General features: G+C 73.6%; 19 protein-coding genes and 1 tRNA gene. 12 read left to right on the top strand and 8 right to left on the bottom strand.

Going from position 1 to position 21,416, the window contains the following annotated elements; translation table 11 throughout:
- Positions 1–35: 35 nt before the first annotated feature.
- The 3 genes from LUZ64_RS10100 to LUZ64_RS10110 form a co-directional block, all read right to left on the bottom strand.
- Positions 36–944, bottom strand: a complete 909-nt coding sequence (locus LUZ64_RS10100) for a chaplin (protein ID WP_095579156.1) — start codon at positions 942–944, stop codon at positions 36–38.
- A 145-nt stretch (positions 945–1,089) separates the two neighbouring features.
- Positions 1,090–1,323, bottom strand: a complete 234-nt coding sequence (locus LUZ64_RS10105; protein WP_095579157.1) for a chaplin — start codon at positions 1,321–1,323, stop codon at positions 1,090–1,092.
- Positions 1,324–1,452: 129 nt separating this feature from the next.
- Positions 1,453–2,796 carry a M20/M25/M40 family metallo-hydrolase gene (locus LUZ64_RS10110; RefSeq protein WP_095579158.1) on the bottom strand — a complete coding sequence of 448 codons (1,344 nt, stop codon included), beginning with the start codon at positions 2,794–2,796 and terminating at the stop codon, positions 1,453–1,455.
- A 313-nt stretch (positions 2,797–3,109) separates the two neighbouring features.
- Between LUZ64_RS10110 and LUZ64_RS10115 the strand changes: the two genes are divergently transcribed.
- From LUZ64_RS10115 to LUZ64_RS10125, 3 genes are all read left to right on the top strand, one after another.
- Positions 3,110–3,194 (top strand) — tRNA-Leu (locus tag LUZ64_RS10115).
- 164 nt (positions 3,195–3,358) lie between these two features.
- On the top strand, positions 3,359–4,810 hold the full coding sequence (uriT, locus tag LUZ64_RS10120) for a uridine transporter UriT (protein ID WP_095579159.1): 1,452 nt from the start codon (positions 3,359–3,361) through the stop codon (positions 4,808–4,810).
- A 136-nt stretch (positions 4,811–4,946) separates the two neighbouring features.
- On the top strand, positions 4,947–5,357 hold the full coding sequence (locus tag LUZ64_RS10125; RefSeq protein ID WP_211304932.1) for a (2Fe-2S) ferredoxin domain-containing protein: 411 nt from the start codon (positions 4,947–4,949) through the stop codon (positions 5,355–5,357).
- An 80-nt stretch (positions 5,358–5,437) separates the two neighbouring features.
- Here the strand turns inward: LUZ64_RS10125 and LUZ64_RS10130 are convergent, their stop codons facing one another.
- Entirely contained in the window at positions 5,438–6,394 is a 957-nt protein-coding gene (locus tag LUZ64_RS10130; protein WP_095579160.1) for a hypothetical protein, read from the bottom strand.
- A gap of 232 nt (positions 6,395–6,626) precedes the next feature.
- Between LUZ64_RS10130 and LUZ64_RS10135 the strand changes: the two genes are divergently transcribed.
- The gene (locus LUZ64_RS10135; protein WP_095579161.1) at positions 6,627–7,511 is read left to right on the top strand and encodes a DMT family transporter; all 885 of its coding nucleotides are present in this window, start codon (positions 6,627–6,629) and stop codon (positions 7,509–7,511) included.
- A gap of 96 nt (positions 7,512–7,607) precedes the next feature.
- Positions 7,608–8,153, top strand: a complete 546-nt coding sequence (locus tag LUZ64_RS10140) for an NUDIX hydrolase (protein ID WP_095579162.1) — start codon at positions 7,608–7,610, stop codon at positions 8,151–8,153.
- A 374-nt stretch (positions 8,154–8,527) separates the two neighbouring features.
- Here the strand turns inward: LUZ64_RS10140 and LUZ64_RS10145 are convergent, their stop codons facing one another.
- Both LUZ64_RS10145 and LUZ64_RS10150 read right to left on the bottom strand, forming a co-directional pair.
- The gene (locus LUZ64_RS10145; RefSeq protein ID WP_095579163.1) at positions 8,528–9,454 is read right to left on the bottom strand and encodes an NADP-dependent oxidoreductase; all 927 of its coding nucleotides are present in this window, start codon (positions 9,452–9,454) and stop codon (positions 8,528–8,530) included.
- 34 nt (positions 9,455–9,488) lie between these two features.
- Positions 9,489–10,997 (bottom strand): MFS transporter, encoded by a 1,509-nt coding sequence (locus tag LUZ64_RS10150; RefSeq protein ID WP_095579164.1) that lies wholly within the window; start codon positions 10,995–10,997, stop codon positions 9,489–9,491.
- 185 nt (positions 10,998–11,182) lie between these two features.
- Between LUZ64_RS10150 and LUZ64_RS10155 the strand changes: the two genes are divergently transcribed.
- The 4 genes from LUZ64_RS10155 to LUZ64_RS10170 all read left to right on the top strand — a co-directional run bounded on the left by LUZ64_RS10155 (position 11,183) and on the right by LUZ64_RS10170 (position 15,140).
- On the top strand, positions 11,183–11,623 hold the full coding sequence (locus tag LUZ64_RS10155) for a MarR family winged helix-turn-helix transcriptional regulator (protein ID WP_095579165.1): 441 nt from the start codon (positions 11,183–11,185) through the stop codon (positions 11,621–11,623).
- A gap of 129 nt (positions 11,624–11,752) precedes the next feature.
- Entirely contained in the window at positions 11,753–12,691 is a 939-nt protein-coding gene (locus tag LUZ64_RS10160) for an MBL fold metallo-hydrolase (RefSeq protein ID WP_095579166.1), read from the top strand.
- 127 nt (positions 12,692–12,818) lie between these two features.
- Positions 12,819–13,901 (top strand): phosphotransferase family protein, encoded by a 1,083-nt coding sequence (locus LUZ64_RS10165; RefSeq protein WP_095579167.1) that lies wholly within the window; start codon positions 12,819–12,821, stop codon positions 13,899–13,901.
- Between the two features lie 6 nt (positions 13,902–13,907).
- Positions 13,908–15,140 carry an acyl-CoA dehydrogenase family protein gene (locus LUZ64_RS10170; protein WP_095579168.1) on the top strand — a complete coding sequence of 411 codons (1,233 nt, stop codon included), beginning with the start codon at positions 13,908–13,910 and terminating at the stop codon, positions 15,138–15,140.
- A gap of 127 nt (positions 15,141–15,267) precedes the next feature.
- Here the strand turns inward: LUZ64_RS10170 and LUZ64_RS10175 are convergent, their stop codons facing one another.
- Positions 15,268–15,888, bottom strand: coding sequence for a TetR/AcrR family transcriptional regulator (locus tag LUZ64_RS10175; protein ID WP_095579169.1), 621 nt, complete (start codon positions 15,886–15,888; stop codon positions 15,268–15,270).
- Positions 15,885–16,664 carry an SDR family oxidoreductase gene (locus LUZ64_RS10180; protein ID WP_087928799.1) on the bottom strand — a complete coding sequence of 260 codons (780 nt, stop codon included), beginning with the start codon at positions 16,662–16,664 and terminating at the stop codon, positions 15,885–15,887. The genes LUZ64_RS10175 and LUZ64_RS10180 overlap by 4 nt, the downstream gene beginning before the upstream one ends.
- A gap of 152 nt (positions 16,665–16,816) precedes the next feature.
- Between LUZ64_RS10180 and LUZ64_RS10185 the strand changes: the two genes are divergently transcribed.
- The 3 genes from LUZ64_RS10185 to LUZ64_RS10195 all read left to right on the top strand — a co-directional run bounded on the left by LUZ64_RS10185 (position 16,817) and on the right by LUZ64_RS10195 (position 21,310).
- Positions 16,817–18,088, top strand: a complete 1,272-nt coding sequence (locus LUZ64_RS10185) for an exo-beta-N-acetylmuramidase NamZ family protein (RefSeq protein WP_232390405.1) — start codon at positions 16,817–16,819, stop codon at positions 18,086–18,088.
- Positions 18,089–18,509: 421 nt separating this feature from the next.
- On the top strand, positions 18,510–19,847 hold the full coding sequence (locus LUZ64_RS10190; protein ID WP_095582412.1) for an erythromycin esterase family protein: 1,338 nt from the start codon (positions 18,510–18,512) through the stop codon (positions 19,845–19,847).
- Between the two features lie 110 nt (positions 19,848–19,957).
- Positions 19,958–21,310 (top strand): alpha/beta hydrolase family protein, encoded by a 1,353-nt coding sequence (locus tag LUZ64_RS10195; protein WP_095582411.1) that lies wholly within the window; start codon positions 19,958–19,960, stop codon positions 21,308–21,310.
- The last annotated feature ends 106 nt before the right edge of the window (positions 21,311–21,416 follow it).

A 21,416-nucleotide genomic window follows, 5' to 3' on the forward strand; every position in this document is an offset into this window, starting at 1 on the left:
TGTGCCTGGTGCCGCTCCGTCCGGGGTGAGCCGGATCAGTTCTGCGCGGCGCGGGCGCGGCGGTAGATGACCGCCCCGCCCAGGAGCAGTCCGGCGCTGGCGGCGCCGGCCATGCCGAGCTGACCCGCGCCGGTGTGCGCGAGCTCGACGGCCTTGGCCGCCGGGGCCGCGAGGACGCCACCGTCACGGTGGGCGTCCTTCACCTCGGCCGGGGTGCGGTGCGCAGCGGGGGTGATGTGCGCGGGGTGCTCCCCGGTGGGCTTGTGACCCGTGGGGTGTCCGCCCGGCTTGTGGCCGGTCGGGTGCTCGGCGGGCTTGTGGTCCGCCGGCTTGTGGGGGTGGGCAGGCGGCTTGTGGCCGGGCTGCTCGTGACCCGGGGTGTGGTGCGTGGGGGGCTTGTGCTCCCCGGGGTGCCCCGGCTTGCCCGGAGGCTGGTGGGGCGGGTTGTTGTGCCCGGGGTGACCCGGCCACTGGTGGTCGTGACCACCGACGTGGCCACCGGCGTTGGCGCAGCCGTTTCCGGTGGTGGAGTTCCCGATGCCGACGACGTTGACGCTGTTGCCGCAGGCGTTCACCGGGACGTGCACCGGGACCTGGACGGTGTTACCGGAGGCGACACCCGGCGAGTGGGAGGCCGCGCCGTGCGCGCCCCCGGAGCCGTGGTTGCCGCCGCCCTTGCCGTGGCCGCCCTTGCCGTGGCCGCCGCCGTTGGCACAGCGGTTGCCCGAGGCCGGGTTGAGCGCACCGATCACATTCACGGTGTTGCCGCAGGCGTTCACCGGGATGTGTACGGGGACCTGGACGGTGTTACCGGACGCCACACCCGGCGAGTGGGAGGCCGCGCCGTGGGCCCCCGAGTCCGCGTAGGAGTACGCGCCGGTCATGGCGATCACGCCACTTGCCGCCGCCGCGGTGATCAAGCTCTTCTTGGCCACCTGTCGCATGACGTTACTGCCTCTCTTGCCTTACCGTGCGGAACACGCGTGGGCGCACGAGGCCCACGCGCAGGAAGACCGGACGGCTCCGGAGGCACGCGCGCAGCGCGCCCCGGAGCCGCCCTTCACACCCTTTACGGGATGAGGCACAACGTCAGTTGTTGACGCACTTGTTGCCGAAGGTGGGGTTCAGCAGCCCGACGATGTTGATCGAGTTGCCGCAGACGTTCACCGGGACGTGCACCGGGGCCTGGATGACGTTCCCCGACACGACGCCGGGGGAGTTCACCGCGGCGCCCTGCGCACCCGAGCTGGCCATGGCGACGCCCGAGCCCGCGAGCACGACACCACCGGTGACCGCCGCAGCAGCGACAACCTTCTTGAGCATTGATTCCTCCTAGTTGGCAAGCGGTCCCAGCCGCGGACCGCACACCTGTAACGACGAGGAGGTAATCGGGCTACGCAACCCTCAATTCATTCACTCTTTCCGGTGGCGAAGAAACGAATTTACGATGTTTCAGCACTGATCGATGAACCGGTCGAGCACCCGTGCGCCGAACTTCAGGCCCTCCAGGGGCACCCGCTCGTCGACGCCGTGGAACATCCCCGCGAAGTCGAGCTCCGGCGGCAGCTGGAGCGGCGCGAAACCGAAGCAGCGGATCCCGAGGTCGTCGAAGGACTTGGCGTCGGTGCCGCCGGAGAGCATGTACGGCACGGCCCGCGCGATCGGGTCCTCGGCCTTGAGCGCCGACTGCATCGCGTCGACGAGGGCACCGTCGAAGCTCGTCTCCAGCGCCTTGTCCGCGTGGACGTCCTCGCGCCTGACCCGCGGCCCGAGGATCCGGTCGAGGTCGGCGAGGAACTCCTCCTCGTACCCCGGCAGGAAGCGGCCGTCGACATGCGCGACGGCCTGGCCCGGGATGACGTTCACCTTGTACCCGGCGCCGAGCATGGTCGGGGCCGCGGTGTTGCGCAGGGTGGTGCCGATCATCTTGGCGATGCCGCCCAGCTTGGTGAGCGTCGTCTCCATGTCCTCGGGATCGAGCGGGGTGCCGAGCGCGTCGGAGAGCTCGTCGAGGAAGGACCGCACGGTCTTGGTCACCCGGACCGGGAACTCGTGCCGCCCGAGCCGGCCGACCGCCTCGCAGAGCTCCGTGATCGCGTTGTCCTTGTTGGTCATCGAGCCGTGGCCGGCGGTGCCGTCCACGGTGAGCCGCATCCAGTGCATGCCCTTCTGCGCGGTCTCGATCAGATAGAGCCGCAGGTTCTCGTTGACGGTGAAGGAGAAGCCGCCGACCTCGCCGATCGCCTCGGTGACCCCCTCGAAGAGCCCGGGGTGCTTGTCCACCAGGTGGCGGGCGCCGTAGACGCCGCCGGCCTCCTCGTCCGCGAGGAAGGCGAGCACGATGTCGCGCGGGGGCTTGCGCCCGGAGCGCATCCGGTCGCGGACGACCGCGAGGGTCATCGCGTCCATGTCCTTCATGTCGACCGCGCCGCGCCCCCACAGGCAGCCGTCGGCGATCTCACCCGCGAAGGGGTGGTGGGTCCAGTCCTCGGCGTTGGCCGGGACGACATCGGTGTGGCCGTGGATGAGCAGGGCCGGGCGGGACGGGTCCTCGCCCTCGATCCTCGCCACCGTCGAGGCGCGGCCCTTGTGGGACTCGAAGATCCGCGGCTCCAGCCCGACCTCGGCGAGCTTCTCGGCCACGTACTCGGCGGCGGCGCGCTCGCCCGGCCCGGAGTGGTCGCCGTAGTTACTGGTGTCGATCCGGATCAGATCGCGGCAGAGGTCGACGACCTCCCTCTCGGCGTCCCCGGCGCTCCTGCCCGTCCCGGCGCCGGCCGGCTTCGACTCGCTCACGCTGCCTCCTCTGGTTCGCTGCCGCGCGCCCGCCCGGAGAAGGCCGGGCCCGCGGCGTGGTCCATCGCCATCCTCTCTCTCCGTCCGCCTCAGCCCAAGGCCGCAATACCGCCGACATCCGCCCGTCACGAAGGCCGCCCGGGGCCGCTACCGGAGCCCGTCGCCACGCCCGCCGCAGCCCCCGTCGCGGAACCCGCCACCGGAGCCTCGGGCCGGTCCGCCGGGGTCCGGCTGAGCGGGTGATCGAGCACCCCCAGATCTTTGGTATTGTTTTCCTCGTCGGAAGGGAACAGCCCGGAAGACGAAACACCCGGTCCGGGTGGCGGAATGGCAGACGCGCTAGCTTGAGGTGCTAGTGCCCTTTATCGGGCGTGGGGGTTCAAGTCCCCCCTCGGACACCGAAGGAAAGCCCCAGCATTTGCTGGGGCTTTTCTGTGTTTGGGAGCCCACTCGCCCATCCGCGCGAGCGGTTACCCATAGAAATGACCCTTTTGACCGGAGTCGGTATCTTTGATCACTCCGGTAGCAGCCGCTTCGCTGCGCTCGCAGAGATCCACGAGGCATGAACCCTTCCCGCACTGACCGCACCCCCGGCGACCGGCCCACCGGCGCGACCAGCAGTCGCCCCACCCGAGTGGCGGTGCTGGTCACCGCACTGCTCACGGCCTGCGTCGCCTTCCAGCTCAACGCCAGCATGCTCAGCCCGGCGCTCAAGAGCATCGAGGACAGCCTCGGTGCCAGCTCCGCCGAGATCGGGCTCACCCAGACCGCGTTCTTCACCTCGGCCGCCCTGTTCTCGCTCTTCCTGCCGCGCCTCGGCGACGTCATCGGGCGCCGGAAGGTCCTGGCCGGGATGCTGGCCCTGATGGCCGTCGGCTGCGTGGTCGCCGCGCTGGCGCAGAGCGTGCCCATGCTCTTCGTCGGCCGGGTGATCCAGGGCGTGTCCGGCCCGACGGTCCCGCTCTGCCTGATCATGCTGCGGGTGGAGGTCACCGAGCCCAAGCGGTACGGCACCCTGCTGGGCGTGATCACCGCGGTGAACGGCGGCATCGCCGGCGTCGACTCCCTCGCGGGCGGCTTCCTCGCCGACAACCACGGCTTCCAGGCCGTCTTCTGGGCGATGGCCGTCGTGGCCGTCGTCGCCACCGTCCTCGTCGCGACCCTGACCCCCGAGTCCAAGGTGCCCGCCGCGAGCCGGATGGACTGGCCCGGTGTCGGCCTGCTGGTCGTCTCGGTCGGCTCGCTGCTCGTCGCGCTCAACGAGGCCGGCAAGCTGGGCGCCGCGAACTGGACGCTCGTCGGCGTCCTGACGGCCGTCGCCGCCGTCTCCTTCGCCCTGTTCTGGCGGACCGAGGACCGCAGCGCCCACCCGCTGGTCGCCACCCACCACCTGCGCCGGCGCGCGACCTGGGCGATCCTGCTGACCACCGTGCTCACCATGACGGGCGTCTTCGCCGTCATGAACGGGCTGATCCCGTCGTTCGCGCAGGACGCCGAGGCCGGTCTCGGCATGAGCGCCGAACAGTCCGCGTGGTGGACGCTGACGCCGTACGCCCTCGCCGGGCTGGCCACGGGCCCGATCGCCGGGCGGCTCGCCGCCACCTACGGGTACGGGCGCGTCCTGCGCATCGGGCTCGTCGGCGCCGCGGCCTCCGTCGTCCTGATGATCGTCACCCTCCCGTCCCACTCGCGCGTCATGCTGCTGGTGGCCTCGCTGCTGGTGGGCATCACCTACGCGGGCGTGGCCAACATCGTGCTCAACGGTCTCGGGGTCGTCCTCTCCCCCGAGGACAACCCGGGCTTCCTGCCCGGCCTCAACGCGGGCGCGTTCAACCTGGGCGCGGGCCTGAGCTTCGCCCTGCTGTACGCCGTGAAGACCGCGACCGACCCCTCGGACGCGTCCTCGTCCACCGGCTACACCTCGGGCATGATCGCCGGAGTCGTCATCCTGGCGGCCGCGCTCGCGACGTCCTTCCTGATCCCGAAGCCGGTGACGGCGGAGGCGCACGACTGACGGACGGCCGGGGCCCTCTTCCCCTCTTCCCCTCTTCCCTTCGCTCCCGCTCCGCGGGACATGACGCGTCCCCCACGGGCTTCCCGTGGGGGACGCGTCATGTCCCGGGCGCGTTCACGCTGCGTATCATCGCCCGATGATCACCAACCGCTCCCGCCGTGCCGTGCCCGCCCCCGCCTCCGCGCCCTGCCGGATCACGGTGTGCCGGGGCTGCTGCTGCGGCGACCCGCGGAAGGTGCCCGGCGTCGACCACGCCGGACAGATCGCCCGTCTGCGCGCGGCCGTGGGGGACGCGGCGCGGGTACGGGCGTCGGAGTGCCTGGACGTCTGCGAGCAGGCGAACGTCGTGGTCGTCCAGCCCTCGGCGGCCGGCCGCGCGGCGGGAGGCAGGCCGGTGTGGCTGGGTCTGGTCAATGACGACGACGCGCTGGCGGACATCGCGGAGTGGGTACGCGGCGGCGGTCCCGGGATCGTGGAGGCGCCGGGGGTGCTCGATCTGTACGCGTTCACGGCTTCGCGGCGGGTGGGGAAGGGACTGGAGGAGTGACCCCGCCCGCGGCGTCCGGGCACACCGGCCGGCACGCGGGAACCGGGCACGGGCAGGGCGCGTACGCGGTCACGGCGCCCTCAGGCGGCGCCGAACGTGGCGCGGCACGCGGCCTGGAACGCCTTTCGGGGGTCCCGGTCGGGGTACGACCAGGGGGCGGGCGTGGCGTGCGGGCCGATGCGGGTGAGCAGGGCGGCCGTCTCGGCCGGGCGGCCCTCGTGGAGCTTGGCGTGCGCGAGGTAGTTGAGGTCGATCTTCCGCCGGGGGTGGGCGGTGCCGTCGTCGACGTCCCACTCCAGCCACCAGTCGAAGGCGGCCTTCATGACCTGGCGCGCGCGACGGCCGGTCCAGTGGCCGGAGCGCGCGGGGTCACGGGGTTCGAGACCGGCGCGGGCGAGGACGCGGTAGCGCTCGGCGTGGGCGACGACGGGGAGCACGGCCAGGGGTGAATCGGCGGGTGCCTGCTCGGCGGCCCAGGAGGCGAAGTCGTAGACCTCGTGGAGGGGGTCGTCCCGGTCGCCCCGCTGCCGCTCGGCCAGGCAGGCGGCCATCAGGTGGTGCGCGTGGTGGTGGTCGCGGTGCCGGGCGCGCACCTGGTCGAAGGCGCGGGCCCGTTCGTCGTCGGTGCCGGTGCGGTGGGCGAGGACGAGGACGGCGAGCCAGGGCGAGGGGTCGGCGGGCGCCAGCCGGGCGGCGGCGAGGCAGGCCGCGCGGGCCGTGTCGGGGCTCTCCCCGCCGGCGACGGCGCGACGGACGGCGGCACAGGCGAGGAGGGCGGAGGCGTCGGGGCTGCCGGGCTCGGCGAGCTGCCATTCGCGGGCCCGGGCGGCGCTGCCGGCGCCTTCGGCGAGGACGACGAGGCGGTGGCCCCGGCGGTCCCAGTCGTCGCCCGTCCCGGCGAGGAGGTCGCGGGCGGCGGCCCAGCGGCCGCGGGCCAGGGCGTCACGGGCGGTGGCGAGCGCGGCGTCGTCGAGGGCGGGGTCGAAGGCCGGGCCGCCCTTGCGGCGTGGGCGGCCCAGGGGTGGCGGGGGCGTCATCTACGGGCTTCCTCCACGGAGTGCGTCCCCTCCGGCCGCCGGGGCGGAGCCCGCGGGACGACCATGCCGGTCACGCACAGCAAAGCGGTAGTCACAGCTCCGAGTCAAGGCCGATCTTCCACGGGGATGGACGGCGTGAAGAGGGGTACCCAGCCGTCGCACCGCCCCCGCGGCGGCTATCGTTTCTCTGTCAAGTCCCCTACGACCACCCGGTCTTGAGGTGCGCGACGTGATGGTCTTCGCCTTCGCCCTGGGTGCCGCCTGTTGCCTGGGCATCGGCTTCGTCTTCCAGCAGAACGCCGCCCAGCGGGCCCCGATGAGCGACTTCCTCTCCCCGCGGCTGCTGCTCGACCTCATGCGCATGCCCCGCTGGCTGGTCGGCATCGGGCTGATGATCGTCGGCATGGTGCTCGGCGCGATCGCGCTCGGCCACGGCGAGGTGTCGCTGGTGGAGCCCCTGATGGCGACGAACCTGCTGTTCGCGATGGCCCTGTCGCGCTGGCAGACCCGTGAGCGGCTGGGCCGTACGGGCTGGTGCGGGCTGTGGCTGCTGGCGGGCGGCGTGGCGGCCTTCGTCGTCGCGGGCCGCCCGCGCGGCGGTGAGTCCGTGACCGATCCCCTGCGGCACTGGCTGATCGTGGGGCTCATGGTGGGCGGGGCGATCCTGCTGGCGGCGCTCGCGAAGCGGCTGCGGATGAGCGTGGAGGCGGCCCTGCTGGCGGTCGCGGGCGGGATGCTCTACGGCGTGCAGGACGCGCTGACCCGGGTCAGCGGCGAGCGGCTGAAGGACGGCGGCTGGACGACTCTCGTCACCAGCTGGCAGCCCTACGGGGTGCTGGTCCTCGGGGTCACCGCGCTGGTGCTGGTGCAGAGCGCCTTCGAGACGGCGCCGCTGCGGATGTCGCTGCCCGCGCTGACGGCGGCGCAGCCGATCTCGGGCATCGTCTGCGGGGTCGGCTTCCTGGGCGACCGGCTGCGGACGACGCCGGGGGCGCTGGCGTGGGAGGCGGCGGGGCTGGCCGCGATCGTCCTCGGCATCGTGCTGATCGGCCGCCATCCGGCGATGCCGTCGGGTTCGGCGGAGCCGGGCCGGGTGCGCGACCTCCAGCCGCGCTGAGGGTGCGCGACCTCCCGCCGCACCGAGGCGGCCCGTCCGCCGTACGACCCCCACCGCGCGGGTCCGCTCGCCGGGGCCCGCTGGTTGGATGGGCCCATGAGCGAGCAGCGGCAGCCGGCGGCCCCTTCGCCGGCGGACGAGGTACTGGACATCGTGGACGCGGCGGACCGGGTGGTGGGCCGGGCGCCACGCGGCGAGGCGTACGCGCGGGGGCTGCGGCACCGGTGCGTGTTCGTGCTGGCCCGGGACGGGCAGGGGCGGATCTTCGTCCACCGCCGCACCCCGGGCAAGCTCGTCTTCCCGTCGCGCTACGACATGTTCGTGGGGGGTGTCGTGGCGGCGGGCGAGTCCTACGACGAGGCGGCGCTGCGGGAGGCGCAGGAGGAGCTGGGCGTCTCGGGCCTGCCGTCCCCGACGCCGCTCTTCCGGTTCCTCTACGAGGGGCCGGAGGGACAGTCGTGGTGGTCGGCGGTCTACGAGGTGCGGTGGGACGGGCCGGTCGAGCCTCAGGCGGAGGAGGTGGCCTGGCACGCGTTCCTCGCCGAGGAGGAGGTGGAGGCCAGGCTCGCGGAGTGGGACTGGGTACCGGACGGATTCGAGGCGTACCGCTTGCTGCGGGAGCGCCGGGCGGGGCGGGGATAGGTCACCGTACGGGCGCTCGGGGCGAGCACCGTACGAGAGCCTCGGCACCCGGGCGGCTCGGAGCCCCGGCCCGTACGGGTGCCCGGAGGACCGGAGGCCGAACGTCGCGCCCGGGAAAGTCCCGTTCGCCAGGCCGTGAAGCCGCCGGCCTCGCGGCGGGGGCGGGCCCGGACGCCGGACGGACCTCGTTCCGCGCTCCCCACCGGGCGGACCGTGCCCTCGTACGCCGCCCGTCGGACCTCCGCCCCGCCGGCGCCCCGGAACCGCACGGACGCCCGTGGGAGTCACCGGCGGGCGGGGTCGCGGTGCGGTGGCCGCGTCGCGTCGTTCGGAGACGGCCGTGCACCCGCGCGCGGCGCGGCGGCCCGTCCCGTCTAGTCGACGGTCACCACGATCTTGCCCCTGGTGTGGCCCTCGGCGTTCAGGCGCTGGGCCTCCGCCGTCTTCTCCAGGGGGAAGGTCCGTGCCACCTCCACCGTGAGCGCGCCGCGCTCCGCCAGCTCGGTCAGGGCCGTGAGGTCGGCCGCGTCGGGGCGGACGAAGACGTAGCGGCCGCCGAGGCCGAGGGCGGACGGGTCGGCGACGGACGCGAGGCGGCCGCCGTCCTTGAGGACGGCCGGGGAGGCCGTGAGGGCGTCGCCGCCGGCCAGGTCGAGCGCGGCGTCGACGCCCTCCGGAGCCAGGGCCCGCACCCGTTCGGCGAGCCCGTCACCGTAGACGACCGGCTCGGCGCCCAGGCCGCGCAGGTAGTCGTGGTTGCGCTCGCTCGCGGTGCCGATCACGCGGGCGCCGAGGTGGACCGCGATCTGGACGGCCATCGTGCCGACGCCGCCGGCCGCCGCGTGGACCAGGACGGTGTCGCCCTGCCGCACCTCCAGCGCCTTGACCAGCGCCTGGTAGGCGGTGAGGCCCGCGAGGGGCAGTCCGGCGGCCTGCTCGAAGCTCAGGTTGGCGGGCTTGCGGGCGAGGGTGCGCACCGGGGCGGCGACGTACTCGGCGAAGGTGCCCCGGGAGAGGAAGTCCTCGCGGACGTAGCCGATGACTTCGTCGCCGGCCCGGAACTCGGAGACGTCCGCCCCGGGCTGGACCACGACGCCGGAGACGTCCCAGCCGGGGACGACGGGGAAGACGGGGGTCAGGACGGAGTCGAGGTAGCCGGCCTGGGCCTTCCAGTCGACGGGGTTGACCGCGGCGGCCTTGACCTTGATCAGGACGGAGTCGGGACCGACCTTGGGGTCGGGCAGCTCGCCGAGCTCCAGGACCTCGGGTCCGCCGTAGGCGCGGTAGCTGATGGCCTTCATGGTGTTTGCGCTCCTCGTGGGGGGTGGGTCGGGGTCAGGCGCGGGCCGGTGCGGTCCCGGCGTCCTTCGCGGTGGCACCGGCCGCCACCGCGGCGGGGCGCGGGCCGTGGATCTTCCGCAGGCCCGTCCAGGCGACGAAGGCGACGAGCAGGAACGCCGTGCCCGCGATGACGAAGGTGAGCGAGAACTGGCTCTCGGCGGGCAGCTTCGGCACGCCCGGCGGGAGGTGCTCGACGCTCTTGGAGGCCAGCACCGTGGTGATCATGGCGCTGCCGATGGCGCTGCCGGTGGAGCGGGAGATGGAGTTGATGCCGTTGGCTATGCCGGTCTGGTGGTGCGGCACGCTGGCGACGATCACGGCGGGCATGGCGGCGTAGCCGAAGCTGATGGCCGCGCCGACGAACATGCCGGCGGCGATCACGGAGAAGGCGTGCTCGTGGTCCAGGGCGATCCAGACGAAGCCCGCGGTGCCGATGAGCGAGGCCAGCAGCAGGACCAGGCGCGGGCCCTTGTGGCGGACGAGCTGGCCGCCGACGGGGGCGGCGAGCAGCGAGACGATCGTGCTGGGCAGCAGGAACTCGACGGAGGCGCGCAGGACACTGGCGTCGAAGCCGTAGCCCGCGACCTTCGAGGGCATCTGGACGAGGTACGAGACGCCGATGAAGAGGGCGAAGGAGCCGAAGCCGACGAGCAGGCCCGCGACGTTGGCGAAGAGCACCGGGCGGTGGGCGAACATCTTCATGTCGACCAGCGGCTCACGGACCTTGCGCTCCACGAACGTCCACAGGGCGGCCATGACCACGGCGCCTGCGAAGCAGCCGATCGTGCGGGCGGAGGACCAGCCCCACTCGTGGCCCTGCGTGATGGGCAGCAGGAGCAGGACGAGGGTGCCGGCGAGGGTGAGCGCGCCGAGGACGTCCGTGCGCCCGCCGGTGGTCTCCTTGGTGGCGGGCACCAGGGTGGCGACGGCGATGAGCGCGAGGGCGGCGAGGCCGGTGGCCAGCCAGAAGGCGCTGCGGTAGTCGGGGTCGTCGCCCGAGGTGAGCAGGCCGGTGGCGACGAGCGCGAGGCCGCTGCCGAAGGCGAGGGTGCCGCTGACCATGGCCATGGCGCCGGGCAGCTTGGCGGGGCGCACCTCCTCGCGGAGTACGGACAGGGCGAGCGGGAAGATCGCGGTCGCGGCGCCCTGGAGGACGCGGCCGACGATCAGCCAGAGGAGGGAGTGGGTGACGGCCGCGAGGACGGAGCCCGCGACCATCACCATCAGCACGCCGACGAGGGTCTTCTTCTTTCCGTGCTGGTCGCCGAAGCGGCCGAGCAGCGGGGTGAAGACGGCGGCGGAGAGCAGGGTGGCGGTCGTGACCCAGCTCACGTTGGAGGAGGTCGTCTCCAGGTCGTTCTGGATGAGGCCGAGGATCGGCACGACCAGCGTCTGCATCATCGAGACGACCATGGCGGCGAGGCTCAGGGCGAAGACGATGACCGTCTCGTTGCCCTGCCCGCCGGCGGACCGGCTCGGGGTGGCGGTGGCTGGGGAGCTCATGGGTGGCGGGGTCCTTCTCGTTGCTTCATGACCGGGTTGTTTCACGACCGGTTGTTTCACGACCGAATTAATTCAGCACATGGATGCTTGATGTGGTCAAGCAACTCGCCAGAGGTTAGGCCGGAATACTTCAGGTAGTCAAGTTAATGTTTTAAGACCTCAACCTCTTGAGTACACTTCACGTCATGACCGCCACCACTCCCCAGCCCCCGACCAAGGCCCAGCTCCTGGAGCTGGTGGCGGCGCTCGGCACCGCCCAGTGGCAGGACTTCGCCGCCGCCGCGGGCCGACACGGCCTGACCTCCGTCCAGGCCAAGCTGCTCGCCCAGCTCAAGGGCCCGGTCCCGATGCGCGGCCTCGCCACCCTCCTGGTCTGCGACGCCTCCAACGTCACCGGCATCGTCGACCGCCTCGAGGCGCGCGGCCTGGTCCGCCGCGAGCCCGACCCGGCCGACCGGCGGGTGAAGAACGTCGTGGCCACCGACGAGGGCCGCGAGACCATCCACCGCGTCCGGGCCGAGATGCAGGCCACCCACACGGCCCTCGACGCCCTGGACGAGGACGAGCGCACCACCCTCTACGGGCTGCTGGAACGACTCCGGCCGGGCATGGAGCACCGCGCCTGAGACGGGCCGTCACCCCGAACGCCGCCCGGCGCCGCCTCCCCGGCACCTGCACAAGCGGACGGACAGCGCCCGTATTCTGACGGGCAGTCCGATCCGCGCACCCCGCGCGGACGGCGAGGGGAGGCCACGATGACCATCACGCCCACCACCGACGCCCTCGCGGAGGGGACGGAGCCCTACACCGTCCCCCTCGCCCCCGGCGTCCGCGCCTTCGTCCAGCCCGACGGCGGCTGGTGCCTGAACAACGCGGGGATCCTCACGGGCGGCGGCCGCACAGCGCTGATCGACACCGCCGCGACCGAGCGCCGGGCCCGGCTGCTGCGGGACGCCGCGCTCGCGGAGGGCGCGGCACCGCCCACCACGGTCGTCAACACCCATCACCACGGCGACCACACCTACGGCAACTTCGTCTTCCCCGAGGCCACGGTCGTCGGGCACGCCGCCTGCCGCTCCGAAACGCTCGCCGCGGGGCTCCAGCTGCACGCCATCTGGCCGGGCGTCGAGTACGGCGACGTGACGGTGGCGCCGCCCACCGTCACGTACACCGAGGAGATGACCCTGCACCTCGGCGACACCGAGGTGCGGCTGATCCACCCGGGCCCCGCCCACACCGTCGGGGACACCATCGCCTGGCTGCCCGGGCAGGGCGTCGTCTTCACCGGCGACCTCGTCTTCAACGGCGGTACGCCCTTCCTCCTCATGGGCTCCCTCAGCGGCTCGCTGCGCTCGCTGGAGATCCTGCGCGGACTCGACGCCGGGACCGTCGTGCCCGGCCACGGCCGGGTCACCGACCCCGGGGTGTACGACACTCTGGAGCGCTACTTCCGCTGGGTCGAGGAGCTCGCGCGCGACGGGCGCGCGGCCGGCCGCACCCCGCTGGAGGTCGCCCGGGCGACGGACCTCGGCGAGTTCGCGGCGCTGCGCGAGGGCGAGCGGCTGGTCGCCAACATCCACCGCGCGTACGCCGAGCTGGACGGTCTGCCGCTGGGCTCCCCGCTCGACCTGCCCACCGTCCTCGGCGACATGCAGATCATGAACGGCGGGCGGCCGATGGCCTGCCACGCCTGAACCCGGCGCTCCGGGGCCGGTCGGGGGACATGGGGAAGCGATGCCCTCTGGACGGCATACCGACTGGTCGGCATGATGATCCCGAACGGTACCGCCCGCGGGCTCGATCCCCCTGGAGGAGCAGTCGATGAGCCATCCGCCGAGCCGCCCGACCAGCCCCGCGACATCCCCTCCGGCCGGCCCGCCGAGCGGCGAGGACGGCCCGCCGGGGCTCGATCCGGAGGCGCTGCGCGCGCATCTGGAGCGGGAGGCGCCGGGGTTGGTGCGGGGGCCGCTCACCGCCGAGCTCATCGAAGGCGGCCGCTCCAACCTGACCTACGCGGTCACGGACGGGGTGGGCCGCTGGGTGGTGCGGCGCCCGCCCCTGGGACATGTGCTGGCCACCGCGCACGACATGAGGCGCGAGCACCGGGTGATCAGCGCGCTGCACCCGACGGCCGTCCCCGTGCCGGAGCCCCTGCTGCTGTGCGAGGACGAGTCCGTGATCGGATCGCCGTTCTACGTCATGGAGTTCGTCGAGGGCACCCCGTTCCGCACGGCCGAGCAGCTCACGGCGCTCGGCCCGGAGCGCACCCGCCGGGTGGTGCTGGGCCTCGCCGACACGCTCGTACAGCTGCACGCGGTGGACCCGGCGGCGGCCGGCCTCGCGGACTTCGGGCGGCCCGAGGGGTTCCTGGAGCGGCAGCTGCGGCGCTGGGGCAAGCAGCTGGAAGCCTCGCGCGATCGGGAGCTGCCCGGCATCGACGCGCTCCACGCGGCGCTCGGCGAGGCGCTTCCGCACTCCCCCGCGGCCACCGTCGTGCACGGCGACTTCCGCCTCGACAACGTCCTGACCGGCGCCGATGACTCGGTGCGCGCGGTCCTGGACTGGGAGATGTCCACCCTCGGCGACCCGCTCACCGACCTCGGCCTGCTGGTGATGTACAGCGAGCAGGAGGCCGTGCCCGGCTCCCCGATCAGCACCACCCGGGGCGCCCCGGGCCACCCCGACCCCGCGGAGATCGTCGAGCGCTACGCGGCCGGCTCGGGCCGCGACGTGTCGGCGCTGCCCTGGTACACCGCCTTCGCCTACTTCAAGCTCGCCGTGATCCTCGAAGGCATCCACTACCGCTACACCCTCGGGCAGACCGTCGGCGCGGGCTTCGACCGGATAGGCGCCCTCGTCCCGCTCTTCATCGACAACGGCCTCACCACCCTTCAGGAGGGCTGAGCGACCATGGACTTCGCATTCGACGCGCGTACCGAGGAGCTCCGCGGCGAGCTGCTGGCCTTCATGGACGAGCACGTGTATCCGGCGGAGGCGGTCGCGGAGGAGCAGCGGGCCGCCCTGGCCTCCCCCTGGGACACCCCACCGGTCGTCGAGGAGCTCAAGGCGGAGGCGCGGCGCCGGGGGCTGTGGAACCTCTTCCTCACCAACCAGCACGGCCTCCCCGGCGAGGAGTACGGCGCCGGGCTGACCAACCTCCGGTACGCGCCGCTCGCCGAGATCACCGGCCGCAGCCCCCAGCTCGCGCCCACGGCCCTGAACTGCGCGGCCCCGGACACCGGGAACATGGAGCTGCTCGCGCAGTTCGGCACCGAGGAGCAGCGGAAGCGGTGGCTGGAGCCGCTGCTGGCCGGTGACATCCGCTCGGCGTTCGCGATGACCGAGCCGGAGGTCGCCTCCTCGGACGCCACCAACATCGGGACGCGGATCGAGCGCGACGGCGCGGACTACGTCATCACCGGCCGGAAGTGGTACATCTCCGGCGCCATGAGCCCCGCGTGCGAGATCTTCATCGTCATGGGGAAGACGGATCCGGAGGGCGCGGACCCGCGCCGTCAGCAGTCGATGATCCTGGTCCCCCGGGACACCCCGGGGCTCACCGTCCGCCGGGCCATGCGGGTGTACGGCTACGAGGACCACTACCACGGCGGTCACGCCGAGGTCGTCCTCGACGGCGTCCGCGTCCCGGCCACGCATCTCATCGGCGAGGAGGGCGGCGGCTTCGCCATCGCCCAGGCCCGGCTCGGGCCCGGCCGGATCCACCACTGCATGCGGCTGATCGGCATGGCCGAGCGGGCGATCGAGCTGATGTGCCGACGGGCGGTGTCCCGTACCGCGTTCGGCAAGCCGCTGGGGCAGCAGGGCGTCGTCCAGGAGTGGATCGCCGACTCCCGGGTCGCGGTGGAGCAGCTGCGGCTGCTGGTGCTCAAGACCGCGTGGCTGATGGACACGGTCGGCAACCGCGGGGCGCACACCGAGATCCAGGCCATCAAGATCGCGACCCCGCGGACGGTGGCCGGGATCCTGGACAAGGCGGTGCAGCTGCACGGGGCGGGCGGGGTGAGCCAGGACTTCCCGCTGGCGGAGCTGTGGGCGGCGGCGCGGACGCTGCGGCTGGCGGACGGGCCGGACGAGGTGCACCAGCGGTCCCTGGCGCGGCGGGAGTTGCGGCGGTACGCGTAGGGGCGGAACCCCGCACGGACAGGGCCGGAGGGCGGAGCCCGCACGCGTGGGGGCGGAACTCCCCCACGCGCGAGGACGCGGGAGGGCGCCCCTCGGCTCCGTGCGGGTGAGGCTCCCGCGCCGGGGGCTACGGCCGCAGCACCCTCAGCAGCATGTCCGCCAGGTGGTCCGCGACCTCGTGCGGGCCCAGCGCGCCTCCCGCGTGGTACCAGCTCCCCAGGTGGTGGACGGAGCCGAAGTGGTAGTCCACCACCAGGTCGGCCGGGGTGGCGGCGGTGAAGACGCCGGCGCGCTGGCCCTCCTCGACCAGCGCGCGGAAGCGCTCGTGGTAGCGGCGCCGCTCCGCCCGGACCTGGGCGAGCTTCTCGGGGCCGAGGTGGTGCATCGACCGGAAGAAGATCTTCGTGTCGTCGAGGTTCTCCAGGGTGGTGACGACGACGTCCGCGGCGGCGGCGCGCAGCCGCCGCTCCACGGGCGCGTCCGCCTCCGCGAAGGCGTCGAGCCGCTCCTGCTGGAGGCGCAGGACGCGCCCGTACACCTCGTGCAGCAGGTCGTCCTTGGAGCCGAAGTAGTGGTACAGGGCGCCCTTGGTGACGCCCGCCGCCTCGACGATCTCCTGGACGGACGTGCGGTCGTAGCCCCGGTCGGCGAAGAGCCGGGTGGCGGCGGCCAGCAGCCGCTGCGGCACCGGTCTCGCGTCGTCACCGGCCGCGCCCCCGGTCAGGGGGGCGGTGTCCGCCGAGGTCATCTGCCCACCCCCTGGCCCGGCACTTCCTCGAGGCGGCGCTGGAGGTGGTTCATGCCGCGCAGCCAGCGGTCGGGGTCGGTGGCGCGCGCCGCGTAGTAGTCGGCGACCTCGGGGTGCGGCAGGATCAGGAAGCGGCCCGCCGCCATGCCCTCGAAGAGGGCGTCCGCGACCTGCGCGGGCTCGATCGCGGTGGGGACGAGCACCAGCTCGCCGGCGGCGCCGGTGCCGCGCAGCATGTCCGTGCGCACGCCCTGCGGGCAGATGGCGTGGACGTCGACGCCGCAGTGGCGGTAGGTGAGCGAGAGCCACTCCGCGAAGGCGAGCGCGGCGTGCTTGGAGACGCTGTACGGGGCCGAGCCGAGCATGGTGAGGAGCCCGGCGGCGGAGACGGTGGCGACGAAGCGGCCGCTGCCTCGGTCCAGCCACTCGGGGAGCAGCTCGCGGGCCGCCCGGACGTGCGCCATGACATTGACGTCCCAGGCGGCCTCCCACACGTCCTCGTCGGCCTCGGGGCCGCCGGCGGGGGCCACGCCCGCGTTGGCGCAGTAGATGTCGACCCGGCCGCCGAGTGCCTTACGGGCGGCGGGGACGACGCCGGAGGCGTCGCCGGGGACGGCGATCGCGCCGATCTCCTCGGCCACCGCCTCGGCCTTGGCGACGTCCAGGTCGTTGACCACGACGCGGGCGCCCTCGGCGGCGAATCTGCGGGCGAGGGCGGCACCTATGCCGCCTCCGGCTCCGGTGACCACGACTCCGGCGTCCCGCACTGTGCCCACGCTCGCTCCCTCGGCTCGGATCCGCTCCACCGGCAGACTAACCAGTCGGTATGTACGAGCGGAAGGGTGCGGCGGCCCGCCGGGACGGGCCTGGAGGCGCGCCCTCCGCAATGGTGCCGGTCAGGGGTACCGACGGGCTAGCGTTCCTGTCCATGCCGCACTCTTCCGGGGGACGGCCCCCGTGCGCACGCCCGCTGACACGGCGACAGGTCCTGGCCACCGCGGCCGGCGGAGCGGTCGCGCTCCCGCCGGAGCCGGCCCGGGCGCTCCCCCGCCGGCCCCGGGTGCGGACGGGCTTCGACAGGCTGGCCGGGGAGGGGTTCGCCCGGCTCGCGGGGCGGCGCGTGGGCGTGGTCACCAACCCCACCGGGGTCACGGCGGACCTCCGTCACCTCGTGGACGTGCTGCACGAGGACGACCGGGTCGACCTCCGGGCCGTGTTCGGGCCGGAGCACGGCTTCCGGGGCACGGCGCAGGCGGGGGGCTCGGAGGGTTCGTACCGCGACCCGGCGACGGGGCTGCCGGTGCACGACACCTACGGGCGGAGCCCCCGGCAGCTCGCGGAGGTCTTCGCGCGCGCCGGGGTGGACACGGTCGTCTTTGACATCCAGGACGTGGGGACCCGCTGCTACACCTACATCTGGACGCTCTACGACTGCATGGCCGCCGCCGCCCTCGCGCGCGTCCGCCTGATGGTCCTGGACCGCCCCAACCCCTTGACGGGGCGCGGGGCGTACGGGCCGGTGCTCGACCGGGCCCTGGCCTCGGGCGTGGGCCGTGAGCCCCTCGCGCTGATGCACGGCATGACCGTCGCCGAGCTCGCGCTGCTGTTCGACGGGGAGTACCTGGGCGGGGCCGTGGGTCCGGAGACGGTGCGGATGGCGGGCTGGCGGCGCGACGACTTCTTCGACGCGACCGGACTGCCCTGGGTGCCGCCGAGCCCCAACATGCCCACCCCCGACACGGCGCTCGCCTACGCGGGCACCTGCCTGTTCGAGGGCACCAACCTCTCCGAGGGGCGCGGCACGACCCGCCCCTTCGAACTGCTCGGCGCGGAGGGCATCGACCACCGGTGGGCGGAGGCGGCGAACGCCCTGGGGCTGCCGGGGGTGCGGTTCCGGGAGGCGTACGCGGTGCCGGTGTTCTCGAAGTTCCAGGGGCGGACGATCGGGGGCGTCCAGCTCCATGTGTACGACCGGCGGGTGTACGACCCCGTGCGGACGGGGGTGGCGCTGCTGGTGACGGCGCGGCGGGTGTGGGGCGGGTTCGGGTGGCGGGCGGACGGGTGGGTGGACCGGGTGGCGGGGACAGGGGTGGTGCGGAGGGTGGTGTCGGAGGGGGGTTCCGTGGACGAGGTGGTGGGGGCGTGGAGTGCGGGGTTGGCGGCGTTCCGGGAGGTTCGGGAGCGGTACTTGTTGTACTGACGCCGGTTGGTGCGGGCCGCCGCGCGGGGCCTTGTCCCCTACCCGCCCCTTCCCGAACCGGGGCTCCGCCCCGGGCCCCGGTCCTCAATCGCCGGACGGGCCGAGCAGTTGCCCGGAACCGGGCGGGAAGGCCGCCCCTGGCGCAGCGGAAAGCCGGCCTGCGGAGAGCCGGCTTCGGACAAGGGCGAAATCCAGCCCGGCCGGCGTTCGAGGCCACCGCGCGGCAGCGCGGAACCGGGGCCCGGGGACCTCCCTGGATTCGGGAAGGGGCGGGGCCGGGGAAAGGCCCCGCGCGGCGGCCGTCACAAGGTAGGGCAAACCCCACTCGCGTCCGGGGGCCGATCGGATGGCCCCGACCCCGCCCCCACCGGCACCGTGGAACGGCAGTCACCCGTCCATCCACCCTCCGAGGAGGGAACCCATGGCATTCCCACGCCGCCCGGCGCTGCTGCTCACTGTCCTGCTCACCCTGGGCTCACTGACCGCCGCCAACACCGCCACCGCCGCCACCACCGGCCCCGACCCGATCCCCTCCCTCACCAGCGCCGCCCACCCCTTGCGTACCACCGAGCCCACGGGCCCGACGGCCGATCTCCGGCCGCTCGGGCGCATGATCGGCGGTGCGAAGGTCGTCGGGCTCGGCGAGGCCACGCACAGCTCGCACGAGTTCTTCGCCAACAAGCACCGCGTCCTGCGTTACCTGGTGGAGGAGAAGGGCTTCACCGCCTTCGCGCTGGAGGCGAACTGGAGCTCCGGGCTGCGGATCGACGACTACGTCGTCCACGGCAAGGGCGACATACGGAAGATCATGCGGGAGGAGTTCCAGGACGCGTACCGCCTGTGGAACACCCGTGAGTACCTGGACCTGATCGAGTGGATGCGGACGTACAACGCACAGCACGCGCGGAAGATCCACTTCGTCGGCAACGACGCGGCCTACGCGGGCCCGGAGCCCTTCGACCGGGTGGCGGACTACGTCCGCGCGCACCACCCGGCGCTGCTGCCCCGCCTCACCGAGCTGTACCGCGCCCAGCGGCCCGTTCCCGGGGTCGGCGTGGGCGACGCCATGCAAGGCCTGCTCAAGCGCCCGCTCGCCGAGCGGCGCGCCATGGCCGCCGACGCGCGTACCGCCCTCGACCTGCTGGCCGGGCAGCGGGCGGACGGCGACCGGCGGGAGTTCGAGCTCGCCCTGCAGCACGCGCGGGCGATCTCGCAGGTGGCCGGGATGTACGCCTTCGACTTCGGGGACCCGAAGGGCGTCGCCGACGGCATGCGCTACCGGGACGAGGTGATGGCCGCCAACACCGCCTGGTGGCACGAGCGCACGGGCGCCAAGGTCCTCCTGTCGGCGCACAACGCCCATGTCTCCTACGTGTCCGACGACCCGGGGAGCTACCCCCGGATGCAGGGCGCGTTCCTGCGCGACCGGCTGGGCCGCGGCTACGTCAACGTACGGCTGACGTTCGACCGCGGCGCGTTCAACGCGCTGGACGACAAGGGGCGCACGCGGGTGGTGACGCTGGACCCGGCGCGCCCCGGCAGCAACGAGCACACCCTCGACCGGGTGCCCCACCGCGACTACGCGCTGGACATGCGGACCGCGCCCGCCCCCGCGCGGAAGTGGCTGGAAGAGGCCCGGCTCACACGCAACATCGGCACGTCCTACCCCGAGCCGGAGCGTATGACGGCGCTGGCGTCCTCGTACGACATCCTCATCCACCTGCACCGCGTCCGGGAGGCCGGACTGCTGGCCCCGTAGCGGCGCCCCGCTCCCACACGGAAGCGTGAACAGGGCGGGAGAAGGCTGGACAGGCCCCCTTGACAGCGGGACGATGCGCGCACAGCGGACCGCCTCAAGGGGGACTTGCCATGGCGGGCATGTGTGTGGAGCCGTACTGGGAGCTGACGTTCGACGCCGCCGGGGACATCCGGCCGGGCGACCGTGACGCGCTGATACGCGGGGCCGCCGGCGCGGGGCTGACCGATCTGGTGGTGTTCGCGCACGGCTGGAACAACGAGCGGTCGACGGCCACCCGGCTGTACGACCGCTTCTTCGCGCCGTTCCCGGGGGTGCTCGGCGGGGGCGGCGTGGCCGACGGGGCGCGGGTGGGCTACGCCGGGGTGTTCTGGCCGTCGATGCACTTCGCGGACGAACCGATTCCGGACTTCCCGGAGCACCGGGTGGCGGCGGTGTGCCCGCCGGCGCTCGACCCGGCCACCCGGCGGGCGCTGGTCGAGATCCTGCCCTGCGAGGAGGCGGTGGCCGACCGGCTGGCGGAGCTGCTGGCGCGCAGGCCGGAGGACCGGGCGTCCCTGGACGAGTTCGCGGCGCTCGCCCGCGGGCTCGCGGCGCCGGGGCCGCCCGGCGCCGTGGACGGGCGGTACGGCGGGGACGGGCGGTACGGCGGGGACGGGCGGTACGGCGGGGACGAAGACGGCGACATCGGGGACGCCCCGCCCGCCATGCTCACCGATGACGCCCGGCGGGTGTGCGAGAGCTTCACGGCGGCCCTGGCGAGCGTGGGCGCCGTGCCGCCCGAGCTGTTCGGCGGCGGGCTGAAGAAGCTCTGGCACGGCGCCTACGAACTGCTCCGCCAGACCTCGTACTTCACGATGAAGCGGCGCGCGGGAACGGTCGGGCGGGTGGGGCTGGGCCCGCTGCTCGGGGAGCTCGCCCGGTCCGCCCCCGGGCTGCGGGTGCATCTGGCGGGGCACAGCTTCGGGGCGCGCCTGGTGTCGTTCGCGCTGCGCGGGCTGCCGGCGGAGGCGGCGTGCGTCGCCTCGCTCACCCTGCTCCAGGGCGCCTTCTCGCACTACGCCTTCGCGCCCCGGCTGCCGTTCGCCTCGGACCGGGGCGGCGCGCTGGGCGGGCTGCACCGCAGGGTGCGGGGCCCGGTGGTGTGCTGTCACTCGCGCCACGACACGGCGCTGGGCGTGCTCTATCCGCTCGCGTCCCGGGTGTCCGGGGACGACGGCTCGCTGCTGGGTCTGGACGGCTCGCGGTGGGGCGCGCTCGGGCACGGCGGCATCCAGGCGGTCGGCGGCTGCGCGCGGCTCTCGCTGCGGGAGGCGCTGGCCGGCGGGCTGCCGGCGGACGGCTGCGCGAACGTCGACGCGTCGGCGGTGGTCTCCCGCGGCGGGCCGCCGTCGGGCGCGCACAGCGACATCTGCCACGCGGAACTGGCGCGGGTCGTCCTGCTCGCGGGGCGGATCGTCCGCTGACCGAAGCCCGCCGGTGTGTGCGACCTCTCCACATCTGTGCGCGACTTCGGGGTAGCAGAGCGGAGGCGGCGCGTAGCGCGCCGACGGGATCCGGCCATGAGGGATC

Source organism: Streptomyces albireticuli, assembly GCF_021228125.1.
Taxonomy (GTDB): Bacteria; Actinomycetota; Actinomycetes; order Streptomycetales; family Streptomycetaceae; genus Streptomyces; species Streptomyces albireticuli.